Origin of the sequence: Streptomyces longhuiensis (assembly GCF_020616555.1) — a bacterium.
Classification (GTDB): Bacteria; Actinomycetota; Actinomycetes; order Streptomycetales; family Streptomycetaceae; genus Streptomyces; species Streptomyces longhuiensis.
Genome location: NZ_CP085173.1, coordinates 3,858,451 through 3,870,956 on the forward strand (window position 1 = coordinate 3,858,451; position 12,506 = coordinate 3,870,956).

Here is a 12,506-nt window from a genome sequence, read left to right on the forward strand (position 1 = left end):
GGGGCATGCCGATACCCGGGACCCCCAGCCGCGCCGCGCTCGTCGACCATCTGATCCGCACCCGCATCGCGGGCGACGTGGCCACACCCCGCGACAACAACCTCTCCCACTACCGCAGGCTCGCGAACGGCGACCGCCACTACTGGCTCGGCCTGGAGCTCGGCGACCGCTGGACCGACGAGCAGGACGTCCTCGCGGTGATGGCGGAGCGCTGCGGCGTGAACGACGACCCCGAGTACCGCTTCGGCCAGGACACCATCGACCCGCAGCTCACGGTCGACGCCCTGGACCGGATGGGCGCCCGGCTGCGCAAGGCGGCGGCCGGCAAGGAGCGCGTCCTGTTCGCGACGGGCCACCCGGGCGGCCTCCTGGACGTGCACCGCGCGACGGCCGCGGCGCTGCGCGCGGCGGGCTGCGAGATCGTCGTGATCCCCGAGGGCCTGTCGACGGACGAGGGCATGGTCTTCCAGTTCGCCGACGTGGCGGTCCTGGAGCGCGGCGCGACCCTGTGGCACACGCATTCCCCGGACCCCATGGCGCGGATCCTGGACGGCCTGGAGCGCGAGGGGCGCCCGCTGCCGAACCTCGTCGTCGCCGACCACGGCTGGGCGGGCTGCGCGGGCCAGCGGGGCATCGACTCCATCGGATACGCGGACTGCAACGACCCGGCGCTGTTCGTCGGCGAGGCGGAGGGCACCCTTCAGGTGACGGTGCCGCTCGACGACCACGTCACGAGCCCGCGCCACTACGACCCGATGACGGCCTACCTCCTCGACGCGGCGGGTCTCAGCCCCACGGATTGAGCCCTTCCTCGCGCCGCTGCGCGAACCCGGGCGTCGGGTCGAGGTAGACCCGGGTCACGTTCGGGAACCGCTCGCGCAGCCGGCGGGCCGCCTCCTCGCAGGCCCACTCGATCTGCGCGGCGGTGGAGGTGTCGCGCAGGTCGACCTTCGCCGCGACGAGCGCCTCGCGCGGCCCCTGGACGAGGGTGGTCAGTTCGAGTACGGCCTCGATGTGCTCGACGCCGGCGAGGATTCGGCGGATCTCCAGGCGGACCGGCTTGGGCAGCGGGCGCCCGATGAGGAGTTCGGCGTTGGACCGTCCGAGGACCCAGGCGACGGACAGGAGCAGCGCGCCGATGCACAGGGAGGCGATGGCGTCCCAGACGCCGGAGCCGGTGAGCTGACCGCCGAGCAGGCCGCCCGCGGCGAGGAACAGGCCGACGAGGGCGGCCGAGTCCTCCATGACGACGGCCTTGACGGCGGTGTCGGGGGTGCGCTGCAGATACCGGCCCACGGGCGCCCCCATGCGCTCGGCCTCGCCGCGCGCCTGCTTGATGCCCGTGCGCAGCGAGAAGCCCTCCAGGAGGAAGGCGACGGCGAGGACGATGTACGAGATGAGCGGGTTGCCCAGCTCCTCGCCGGCGATCAGGGTGTGGATGCCGTCGTAGAGGGAGAAGACGGCGCCGCCGACGAACGTGGCGACGGCGGCGAGCATGGCCCAGATGTAGCGCTCGGGCCCGTAGCCGAGGGGATGTTCCTCGTCCGCGGGCTTCTCGCTGCGCTTCAGCGCGGTGAGCAGCAGCACCTCGGTGACCGTGTCGGCGACCGAGTGGGCGGCCTCCGAGAGCATGGCGCTCGACCCGCTGATGATTCCGGCGACGGCCTTGGCGAGGGCGATCCCGAGATTGGCGGCGGCCGCCACGAGGACGGTGGTGACGCTCTCGCCCCCGCCGTCCTCCCCCGCGTCCCCGGCCGTCCCACTCTGCTCAGCGCTCGTGCCCATGCACCTGACGGTATGTCCGATCCCCGCGCGCCGCGAACCACACGGGCTCACCTCGGGACGCGGACGACGCCCTCCTGGATCACCGAGATGGCGAGCTGTCCGTCGCGCGTGTAGATGCGGGCCTGGCCGAGGCCGCGCCCGCCCGAGGCCGACGGCGACTCCTGGTCGTACAGGAGCCATTCGTCCGCGCGGAACGGGCGGTGGAACCACATCGCGTGGTCGAGCGAGGCGCCGACCACGTCGCCCACGGCCCATCCCCCGCGCCCGTGCGCGAGCAGCACGGAGTCGAGGAGCGTCATGTCGGAGACGTACGTGGCGAGGCAGACGTGCAGCAGCGGCTCGTCGATGACGCCGTGGAGCTTGCCGTTCGTACGGAACCAGACCTGCGAGCGCGGCTCCTGCGGGGTGCCCACGCTGCCGAACGGCGGCGCGTCCACGTACCGCAGGTCGACGGCCTCGCGCGCTTCGAGGAGCCGCTCGGCGACGCCGGGCTCGACGAACGCGTCGGCGTAGCGCGGCAGCATCTCGGCGGCGGTGGGCAGCGTCTCGGGGTCGGGCGCGGGCGGCATGGCCGCCTGGTGCTCGAGCCCGTCCTCGTACGTCTGGAAGGACGCCGAGAGATGGAAGATCGGCTGCCCGTGCTGGACGGCGACGACGCGGCGCGTGGTGAAGGAGCGCCCGTCGCGGATCCGGTCGACCGTGTAGACGATGGGCGCGCCCGGGTCGCCGGGCCGCAGGAAGTACGCGTGCAGCGAGTGGGCGTGCCGGTCGCCGGGAACGGTGCGCCCGGCGGCGACGAGCGCCTGGGCAGCCACCTGTCCGCCGAAGACCCGGGGGACCACGGCGGAGCGGGACTGCCCGCGGAAGATGTCCTGCTCGATCTGCTCCAGGTCGAGCAGATCGAGCAGGGACTCCAGTGCCTGATTCATACAGCCAGTTCTACAGAAGGCGGAGGGACGGGCGGGTTACAGGCCCATGTCCTTCGCGATGATCGTCTTCATGATCTCGCTGGTGCCGCCGTAGATGCGGTTGACGCGGTTGTCCGCGTACAGGCGCGCGATCGGGTACTCGTTCATGAAGCCGTAGCCGCCGTGCAGCTGGAGGCAGCGGTCGATGACGCGGTGCGCGACCTCGGTGCAGAACAGCTTGGCGCTGGCGGCCTCGGCGGGGGTCAGCTCGCCCGCGTCGAGGGCCTCGAGGGCGCGGTCGGCGACGGCCTCGGCGGCGTCCACCTCGGCCTGGCAGGCGGCCAGCTCGAACTTGGTGTTCTGGAAGGAGGCGACGGGCTTGCCGAAGACGGCGCGCTCCTGGACGTACTCCTTGGCGAACCGGACGGCGGCCTTGGCCTGCGCGTAGGCGCCGAAGGCGATGCCCCAGCGCTCGGAGGCGAGGTTGTGGCCGAGGTAGTAGAAGCCCTTGTTCTCCTCGCCGAGGAGGTCCTCGACGGGGACCTTCACGTCGACGAACGCCAGCTCGGCGGTGTCGGAGGTCTTCAGGCCGAGCTTGTCGAGCTTGCGGCCTATGGAGTAGCCCTCGGACTTGGTGTCCACCGCGAAGAGGGAGATGCCGTGGCGGCGGTCCTCGGCGGTGGGCGCGTCGGTGCGGGCGCAGACGATCACCTTGTCGGCGTGGACACCGCCGGTGATGAAGGTCTTGGCGCCGTTGAGGACGTAGTGCGTGCCGTCCTCGGAGAGCTTGGCGGTGGTCTTCATGCCCGCGAGGTCGGAGCCGGTGCCCGGCTCGGTCATCGCGAGGGCCCACATCTCCTCGCCGGAGACGAACTTCGGCAGGAAGCGCTTCTTCTGCTCGTCGGTGGCGAGCATCTTGATGTACGGGAGGCCGAGCAGCACGTGCACGCCGGAGCCGCCGAACTGGACGCCCGCGCGCGAGGTCTCCTCGTACATCACCGCCTCGAACTTGTACGAGTCGATGCCGGCGCCGCCGAACTCCTCGGGCACGCGGATACCGAAGACGCCGAGCTCGGCGAGCTTGTAGTAGAAGTCGCGCGGGGCCTGCCCGGCCGCGAACCACTCGTCGTAGACGGGCACGACCTCGGCCTCGATGAAGGCGCGGATGGTGTCCCGGAACGCCTCGTGGTCCTCGTTGTAAACGGTACGGCGCACGACCTGCTCCTTCGGAAACGGCATCACTGCACGACTAAGCGCTTGCTCAGCTTAGGTTACCCGCCAGTTTCTGGAGCGTCCAGAGACGCACATCACGCCTGGGCGGCCTCGAAGGCCCCGCGCGCCATGCGGTGCAGCAGGCCGGCCGTCGCCTCGCGGCCGGGCAGTCCGCCGGACCTGCCGAGGTGCGGGGTCGAGTTGAGCAGACCGAAGACCGCGTGCACCGCGGCCCTCGCGGGCTGCTCGACCAGGCCGGGATAGACCTCACGCACCGCCTCGACCCACAGCTCGACGTACTGGCGCTGGAGCTGGCGCACCAGCTTGCGGTCGCTGTCGCGCAGGCGGTCCAGCTCACGGTCGTGCAGGGTGATCAGGGGACGGTCGTCGAGGGCGAAGTCGATGTGCCCCTCGATGAGCGAGTCGAGCAGCGCCTCGGGATCGCCGCCGTCGGACTCGGCGAGACGGCGCTTGCCGCCGGTCAGGAGCCGCCCGCTGATGCCGACCAGCAGCTCGGCGAGCATCGCGTCCTTGCCCGCGAAGTGACGGTAGAGCCCAGGGCCGCTGATGCCGACCGCGGCACCTATCTCGTCGACGCCGACCCCGTGGAACCCGCGCTCGGCGAACAGCCGCGCGGCCTCCTTGAGGATCTGCTCGCGGCGGGTGGGTGCGTCGGTTCTGGTGGCCATGAAGGTAATTCTAGACAGCGACGTTAGCGGTCGTTAACCTGAGGGAAACGCGTTAACGCTCATTAACCGAGCGGGAGCCGAACGACGCGAGCCGAATGAGGGGACTGCGCGATGCAGGAGGCACCGGAGCTGACGAGCGCGGCGGACCCCGCGTCGGAGGCCTGGAAGGCCAACGAGGCGGCGCACGAGGCGCTGGCCGACGAGCTGCGCGGCAAGCTGGCCGCGGCCCGGCTCGGCGGCGGTGAGCGGGCCCGCGCCCGGCACACCGCGCGCGGCAAGCTGCTGCCGCGCGACCGCGTGGACACACTGCTCGACCCGGGCTCCCCGTTCCTGGAGCTGGCGCCGCTGGCGGCCGACGGGATGTACGGGGACCAGGCCCCGGCCGCCGGGGTGATCGCCGGGATCGGGCGGGTCAGCGGCCGCGAGTGCGTGATCGTCGCCAATGACGCGACGGTCAAGGGCGGCACGTACTACCCGATGACGGTGAAGAAGCACCTGCGCGCCCAGGAGGTGGCCCTGGAGAACCACCTGCCGTGCGTCTACCTGGTGGACTCGGGCGGCGCCTTCCTGCCGATGCAGGACGAGGTCTTCCCCGACCGCGAGCACTTCGGGCGGATCTTCTACAACCAGGCGCGGATGTCGGGCGCCGGCATCCCCCAGATCGCGGCGGTCCTCGGCTCGTGCACGGCGGGCGGCGCGTACGTCCCGGCGATGAGCGACGAGGCCGTGATCGTGCGCAATCAGGGCACGATCTTCCTGGGCGGCCCGCCCCTGGTGAAGGCCGCCACCGGCGAGGTCGTCACCGCCGAGGAGCTGGGCGGCGGCGAGGTGCACTCACGGGTCTCGGGCGTCACGGACCATCTCGCCGAGGACGACGCGCACGCGCTGCGGATCGTGCGGACGATCGTCTCGACGCTCCCGGAGCGCGGCCCGCTGCCCTGGTCGGTCACCCCGGCGATCGAGCCGAAGGTGGACCCCGCGGGGCTGTACGGCGCGGTGCCGGTCGACTCGCGCACCCCGTACGACGTGCGGGAGGTCATCGCGCGCGTGGTGGACGGCTCGCGGTTCGCCGAGTTCAAGGCGGAGTTCGGGCAGACCCTCATCACGGGCTTCGCCCGCATCCACGGCCACCCGGTCGGGATCGTCGCGAACAACGGCATCCTGTTCTCCGAGTCGGCCCAGAAGGGCGCGCACTTCATCGAGCTGTGCGACCAGCGCGGCATCCCGCTGGTGTTCCTGCAGAACATCTCGGGCTTCATGGTGGGGCGCGACTACGAGGCGGGCGGGATCGCCAAGCACGGCGCCAAGATGGTCACGGCCGTCGCCAGCACCCGCGTGCCGAAGCTGACCGTCGTCGTCGGCGGATCGTACGGGGCGGGCAACTACTCGATGTGCGGCCGGGCCTACTCGCCGCGCTTCCTGTGGATGTGGCCCAACGCCAAGATCTCCGTGATGGGCGGCGAGCAGGCCGCCTCCGTCCTCGCGACCGTCAAGCGCGACCAGATGGAGGCGCGGGGCGAACAGTGGCCCGCCGAGGAGGAGGACGCCTTCAAGGCGCCGATCCGGGCCCAGTACGAGGAGCAGGGGAACGCCTACTACGCGACGGCCCGCCTCTGGGACGACGGCGTGATCGACCCGCTGGAGACCCGGCAGGTCCTCGGCCTCGCCCTGACCGCCTGTGCCCACGCGCCACTGCCGGAGAAGTCCGGCGGCTTCGGCGTCTTCCGGATGTGAGGGGAGGGACCCCATGAGCATGTTCGACACCGTTCTTGTGGCCAACCGCGGCGAGATCGCCGTCCGCGTCATCCGTACGCTGCGGGCGCTCGGCATCCGCTCGGTGGCCGTGTACAGCGACGCGGACGCCGACGCCCGCCATGTGCGGGAGGCCGACACGGCGGTCCGCATCGGGCCGCCGCCCGCGGGCGAGAGCTACCTCCGCGTGGACCGGCTCCTCGAAGCGGCCGCGCGCTCGGGCGCGCAGGCCGTCCACCCGGGCTACGGCTTCCTCGCGGAGAACGCCGCGTTCGCGCGGGCCTGCGCCGACGCCGGCCTCGTCTTCATCGGCCCCTCCGCCGACGCGATCTCCCTCATGGGCGACAAGATCCGCGCCAAGGAGACCGTGAAGGCGGCCGGGGTCCCGGTCGTGCCCGGCTCGTCGGGCAGCGGCCTGACCGATGCCCAACTGGCGGACGCGGCACGGGAGATCGGCATGCCCGTACTGCTCAAGCCGTCCGCCGGCGGCGGCGGCAAGGGCATGCGCCTGGTGCGTGACGAGGCGCTGCTCGGCGACGAGATCGCGGCCGCGCGCCGCGAGGCCCGCGCCTCCTTCGGCGACGACACGCTGCTCGTGGAGCGCTGGGTCGACCGCCCCCGGCACATCGAGATCCAAGTCCTGGCCGACGGCCACGGGCACGTGATCCACCTGGGCGAGCGCGAGTGCTCCCTCCAGCGCCGCCACCAGAAGATCATCGAGGAGGCGCCGAGCGTCCTCCTCGACGAGGCGACGCGCGCGGCGATGGGCGAGGCCGCGGTGCAGGCGGCCCGCTCGTGCGGGTACCGCGGCGCCGGCACGGTGGAGTTCATCGTGCCGGGCAACGACCCTTCGTCGTACTACTTCATGGAGATGAACACCCGCCTCCAGGTGGAGCACCCGGTCACGGAGCTGATCACGGGCGTCGACCTGGTGGAGTGGCAGCTGCGGGTCGCCGCCGGCGAGCGACTGCCGTACGCGCAGGACGACATCGAGCTGACCGGGCACGCGGTCGAGGCGCGGATCTGCGCCGAGGACCCCTCGCGCGGCTTCCTGCCCTCGGGCGGCACGGTCGTCTCGCTGCGCGAGCCGCAGGGCGACGGGGTGCGCACCGACTCCGGCCTCAGCGAGGGCACGGAGGTCGGGAGCCTGTACGACCCGATGCTGTCGAAGGTCATCGCGTACGGGCCCGACCGGGCGACCGCCCTGCGCAAGCTGCGCGCCGCCCTCGCGGGGACGGTCACCCTGGGCGTGCCGACGAACGCCGGGTTCCTGCGGCGGCTGCTCGCGCATCCGGCGGTCGTGGCGGGCGAGTTGGACACGGGGCTCGTCGAGCGCGAGGCCGACGGACTGGTCCCCGGCGAGGTGCCGGAGGAGGTGTACGAAGCGGCCGCCGCGGTCCGCCGGGCGGAGCTGACGCCGTCGGGATCCGGCTGGACCGACCCGTTCGCGCAGCCGACGGGCTGGCGCCTGGGCGGCACGCCCGCACCGGTCGACTTCCACCTCAAGGCCGCGGGACACGAACCCGTCACGCACCGCGCGCGCGGCACCCACACCGTCGGCGCCGACAGCGTCACCGTCCACCTGGACGGCCTGACCCACACCTTCCACCGGGCCGGTGACTGGCTGGGCCGCGAAGGTGACGCCTGGCACGTGCAGGACTTCGACCCGGTGGCGGCCTCGCTGACCGGCGCCGGGCACTCCGGCGCCGACTCCCTCACCGCGCCGATGCCCGGCACGGTGACCGTGGTGAAGGTGGCCGTCGGCGACGAAGTGGTCGCGGGGCAGAGCCTGTTGGTGGTCGAGGCGATGAAGATGGAGCACGTCATCTCCGCCCCGCACGCCGGCACCGTGGCCGAGCTGGACGTCACACCGGGCACGACGGTCGCGATGGACCAGATCCTCGCGGTCGTCACGCCGCACGAGGAGGTGACGGCATGAGTACTCCCACATCCTCCGCACTGCCCATGGTCGTGCCCTCCCAGGATCTGCCCGCGCGCGTGCGGATCCACGAGGTCGGCGCGCGCGACGGGCTGCAGAACGAGAAGGCGACGGTCCCCACGGCGGTGAAGGCGGAGTTCGTGCACCGCCTCGCGGCCGCGGGCCTGACCACCATCGAGGCGACCAGCTTCGTGCACCCCAAGTGGGTGCCCCAACTGGCCGACGCGGAAGCCCTGTTCCCGATGCTCCGGAACTTCGAGGGCGGGGCCCGCCCGCACCTGCCCGTGCTCGTACCGAACGAGCGGGGTCTGGACCGGGCCCTCGCGCTCGGGGCGCGCCGCGTCGCCGTGTTCGCCAGCGCCACGGAGTCCTTCGCCAAGGCCAATCTGAACCGGACGGTGGACGAGGCGCTCGCCATGTTCGAGCCGGTCGTGACCCGCGCCAAGGAGGGCCGGGCGCATGTGCGCGGCTATCTCTCCATGTGCTTCGGGGACCCCTGGGAGGGCGCCGTCCCGGTCCACCAGGTCGTCCGGGTCGCCAAGGCCCTCATGGACATGGGCTGCGACGAGCTGAGCCTCGGCGACACGATCGGCGTCGCGACGCCGGGCCACGTCCAGACGCTCCTGGCCGAGCTCAACGAGGAGGGCGTGCCGACGAACGCGATCGGCGTGCACTTCCACGACACGTATGGCCAGGCCCTGTCCAACACCCTCGCGGCGCTCCAGCACGGAGTGACCACCGTGGACGCCTCCGCCGGCGGCCTCGGCGGCTGCCCGTACGCGAAGAGCGCCACCGGAAACCTCGCCACCGAAGACCTCGTGTGGATGCTTTCGGGCCTCGGCATCGAGACCGGGGTCGACCTGGGCCGTCTCACCGCCACCAGCGCGTGGATGGCCGAACAGCTGGGCCGTCCCAGCCCGTCCCGCACCGTCCGCGCCCTCGTGAAGACGGCACAGCCCCTACAGGAGCAGTGAACAAGATGGACCACCGCCTGAGCAGCGAGCACGAAGAACTCCGCCGCACCGTCGAGGAGTTCGCGCACGACGTCGTCGCCCCGAAGATCGGCGACTTCTACGAGCGGCACGAGTTCCCGTACGAGATCGTGCGGGAGATGGGCCGCATGGGCCTGTTCGGGCTGCCCTTCCCGGAGGAGTACGGCGGGATGGGCGGCGACTATCTGGCCCTCGGGATCGCCCTGGAGGAGCTGGCGCGCGTCGACTCGTCCGTGGCGATCACGCTGGAGGCGGGCGTCTCGCTCGGCGCGATGCCCCTCCACCTGTTCGGCACCGAGGAGCAGAAGGCCGAATGGCTGCCGCGGCTGTGCTCCGGCGAGATCCTCGGCGCGTTCGGTCTGACCGAGCCCGACGGCGGCTCGGACGCCGGCGCGACCCGTACGACGGCGCGGGTCGACGAGGCGACCGGCGAGTGGGTGATCAACGGCACGAAGTGCTTCATCACCAACTCCGGTACGGACATCACCGGTCTGGTCACGGTCACGGCGGTCACCGGCCGCTCCCCCGAGGGCAAGCCGCAGATCTCCTCGATCATCGTGCCGTCCGGCACGCCGGGCTTCACGGTGGCGGCGCCGTACTCGAAGGTCGGCTGGAACGCGTCGGACACGCGTGAGCTGCACTTCGACGACGTGCGGGTCCCCGCGGCGAACCTGCTCGGCGAACAGGGCCGCGGATTCGCCCAGTTCCTGCGGATCCTGGACGAGGGCCGCATCGCGATCGCCGCACTGGCGACCGGTCTGGCGCAGGGCTGCGTGGACGAGTCGGTGAAGTACGCCAAGGAGCGGCACGCGTTCGGCCGCAACATCGGCTCGTACCAGGCGATCCAGTTCAAGATCGCCGACATGGAGATGAAGGCGCACACGTCCCGCCTCGCGTGGCGTGACGCGGCCTCGCGGCTGGTGAGCGGGGAGCCGTTCAAGAAGGAGGCGGCGCTCGCCAAGCTCTACTCGTCGACGATCGCGGTCGACAACGCGCGTGAGGCCACGCAGATCCACGGTGGCTACGGCTTCATGAACGAGTACCCGGTGGCCCGCATGTGGCGCGACTCCAAGATCCTCGAGATCGGCGAGGGCACGAGCGAGGTGCAGCGCATGCTGATCGCGCGGGAGCTGGGCCTGACGGGCTGAGAGGGCGGCGGACGAGGGGGCCCTCTGGACAACACCTTAGGTTAGGTTAACCTAAGCCAGAATCCGGCCAGCGGCCCTCCGTTCGTCACGAAAGCAGCCACTGTCATGCCCAATGCCCGTCTCTCCACCCCTTCCCGTCGCGGCATCCTCGCCGCGGGCGGCGCCCTCGGCCTCGGAGCCGCGCTCGCCGCCTGCGGCAGCGATTCCAAGGACAGCGGCTCGGGCGCCAAGTCGGGCAGCGCCAAGTCCGGCCCCTGGTCCTTCAAGGACGACCGCGGCACGACCGCGAAGGCCGACAAGGTCCCGGCGAACGTCGTCGCCTTCACCAGCGTCGCCGCCGCCCTGTGGGACTACGGCATCGAGTGCAAGGGCGTCTTCGGCCCGACGAAGACCTCGGACGGCAAGGCCGACGTCCAGGCCGGCGACATCGACGTCGACAAGGTGACGATCATCGGCAACGAGTGGGGCCGCTTCAACATCGAGAAGTACGCGACCCTCTCCCCGGACCTCCTCGTCACCACCGTGTACGACACCGCCGGCACCCTCTGGTCCGTCCCGCTGGAGTCGAAGGACAAGATCCTCAAGCTGGCCCCGAGCGTCGGCATCTCCGTCTACGACCGCCAGATGACCCAGCCGCTGGAGCGCCTGCTCGAGCTCGCCGGGTCGCTCGGCGCGGACGTGAAGGCCGAGAAGACCGTCAAGGCGAAGAAGCGCTTCGAGGACGCGGCCGCCCGCCTGCGCAAGGCCGCCAAGGCCCGCCCCGAGATCCGGGTGCTCATCGGCTCCGCGAGCCAGGACATCTTCTACGTCTCCGGCTCCAACCTCTCCGCCGACCTGGAGTACTTCAAGTCGCTCGGCGTGAACCTCGTGGAGCCGTCGGAGAAGGCGAAGAAGGCGTCCGGCGGCTGGTTCGAGAATCTGAGCTGGGAGAACATCGACAAGTACCCGGCCGACGTCATCATGATGGACAACCGCACGGCCACCATTCAGCCCGCGGACATCGAGAAGCCCACCTGGAAGAAGCTGCCCGCCGTCAAGGCCGGCCAGGTCATCCCGCGCGTCACCGAGCCCATCTACTCGTACGCCAAGTGCGCCCCGATCCTCGAGGACCTCGCCGAGGCCATCGAGAAGGCGAAGAAGGTCGGCTGACACCCATGACGACGACCGAGTCGCCCGCGATCGCACCCTTCAGATTCTTCGACCTCCAGGTAGCGCGCACGCGGCGGCTCGGTCCGTCGCTGCAGCGCGTGACGTTCACGGGGCCCGACCTCGTGGACTTCCACGCCGGAGGACGCGACCAGAGCCTGTCGCTGTTCCTGCCGCGGCCGGGCCAGGAGGCCCCCGTCCTGCCGGCCGCCGAGCCGGGCGACGACGGCCGCGCCTGGCACGCCGCCTACCGGGCGCTCCCGGACGACGTGCGGGCCGTGATGCGCTCGTACACGGTCAGCCGGCAGCGCCGCACACCCGGCGAACCCGGCGAGGTCGACATCGACTTCGTCCTGCACCACGACGGCCCCGGCGGCGCGGGCCCCGCCTGCGTCTGGGCCGAGGCGGCGAAGGCCGGTGACCGCGTGACGGTCCTCGGCCCGGCGGTCGCCGACAACACGGCCGTACGCTGCCGCCCCCACGAGGGCGCCGACCACGTCCTGATGTGGGGCGACGAGACCGCCCTGCCCGCCGCCCTGGGCATCCTCGCCTGGCTGCCGCCGGGGCTGCCCGCGCATGTCTGGCTGGAGGTCCCGCACCGCGAGGACATCCCGGCGATCGAGACCTCGGGCGACGTCACCGTCACCTGGCTCGTGCGGGACGAGAACGCGCCGTCCGCGGTGGACGCGATCCGCGCGGCCGAGCTGCCGGCCGCGTCGAGTCCGTACGCCTGGCTCGCGGGCGAGTCCGGAACGATGAAGGAGCTGCGCCGCCATCTCGTGCGCGAACGCGCCTACGACAAGCGGTCGGTGACGTTCGTCGGCTACTGGCGCAAGGGCCTGAGCGAGGACGGACTGCGCGTCGCCGAGGCCCAGGAGGCGGCCGCCGAGGACTGACGGACAGCACATTCCGGCCACTCATGGGGGCGGGGTCGC

11 protein-coding genes are annotated in these 12,506 nt (G+C 71.6%); 7 read left to right on the plus strand and 4 right to left on the minus strand.

What is annotated here, in order from left to right; all coding sequences use genetic code 11:
- Positions 1-5: 5 nt before the first annotated feature.
- Positions 6-803 carry a phosphatase gene (locus tag LGI35_RS17815; protein ID WP_227294795.1) on the plus strand — a complete coding sequence of 266 codons (798 nt, stop codon included), beginning with the start codon at positions 6-8 and terminating at the stop codon, positions 801-803.
- On the opposite strand, the gene LGI35_RS17820 is transcribed toward LGI35_RS17815, so the two are convergent.
- The 4 genes from LGI35_RS17820 to LGI35_RS17835 all read right to left on the minus strand — a co-directional run bounded on the left by LGI35_RS17820 (position 787) and on the right by LGI35_RS17835 (position 4,594).
- Positions 787-1,785: a cation diffusion facilitator family transporter gene (locus tag LGI35_RS17820; protein ID WP_227294796.1), complete on the minus strand. Its 999-nt coding sequence runs from the start codon at positions 1,783-1,785 to the stop codon at positions 787-789. The two genes, LGI35_RS17815 and LGI35_RS17820, sit on opposite strands and share 17 nt — an antisense overlap.
- 47 nt (positions 1,786-1,832) lie before the next feature.
- Positions 1,833-2,714, minus strand: coding sequence for an acyl-CoA thioesterase (locus tag LGI35_RS17825; protein WP_116512863.1), 882 nt, complete (start codon positions 2,712-2,714; stop codon positions 1,833-1,835).
- 36 nt (positions 2,715-2,750) lie between these two features.
- A complete protein-coding gene (locus LGI35_RS17830) occupies positions 2,751-3,908 on the minus strand; it encodes an acyl-CoA dehydrogenase family protein (protein WP_100594312.1) in 1,158 nt (385 codons plus the stop codon).
- Positions 3,909-4,000: 92 nt separating this feature from the next.
- A complete protein-coding gene (locus tag LGI35_RS17835; protein WP_227294797.1) occupies positions 4,001-4,594 on the minus strand; it encodes an SACE_7040 family transcriptional regulator in 594 nt (197 codons plus the stop codon).
- A gap of 111 nt (positions 4,595-4,705) precedes the next feature.
- Here LGI35_RS17835 and LGI35_RS17840 point away from each other — a divergent pair, with 111 nt between their 5' ends.
- From LGI35_RS17840 to LGI35_RS17865, 6 genes are all read left to right on the plus strand, one after another.
- The gene (locus LGI35_RS17840; protein ID WP_227294798.1) at positions 4,706-6,328 is read left to right on the plus strand and encodes a carboxyl transferase domain-containing protein; all 1,623 of its coding nucleotides are present in this window, start codon (positions 4,706-4,708) and stop codon (positions 6,326-6,328) included.
- Between the two features lie 19 nt (positions 6,329-6,347).
- A complete protein-coding gene (locus LGI35_RS17845; RefSeq protein WP_227300350.1) occupies positions 6,348-8,285 on the plus strand; it encodes an acetyl/propionyl/methylcrotonyl-CoA carboxylase subunit alpha in 1,938 nt (645 codons plus the stop codon).
- A complete protein-coding gene (locus LGI35_RS17850; RefSeq protein ID WP_227294799.1) occupies positions 8,282-9,259 on the plus strand; it encodes a hydroxymethylglutaryl-CoA lyase in 978 nt (325 codons plus the stop codon). Before LGI35_RS17845 ends, LGI35_RS17850 begins: the two co-directional genes overlap by 4 nt.
- Before the next feature lie 5 nt (positions 9,260-9,264).
- Positions 9,265-10,425 carry an acyl-CoA dehydrogenase family protein gene (locus tag LGI35_RS17855; RefSeq protein WP_116513644.1) on the plus strand — a complete coding sequence of 387 codons (1,161 nt, stop codon included), beginning with the start codon at positions 9,265-9,267 and terminating at the stop codon, positions 10,423-10,425.
- 105 nt (positions 10,426-10,530) lie between these two features.
- On the plus strand, positions 10,531-11,574 hold the full coding sequence (locus LGI35_RS17860) for an ABC transporter substrate-binding protein (RefSeq protein ID WP_227294800.1): 1,044 nt from the start codon (positions 10,531-10,533) through the stop codon (positions 11,572-11,574).
- Between the two features lie 5 nt (positions 11,575-11,579).
- Positions 11,580-12,467, plus strand: coding sequence for a siderophore-interacting protein (locus LGI35_RS17865; RefSeq protein ID WP_227294801.1), 888 nt, complete (start codon positions 11,580-11,582; stop codon positions 12,465-12,467).
- Positions 12,468-12,506: the final 39 nt, after the last annotated feature.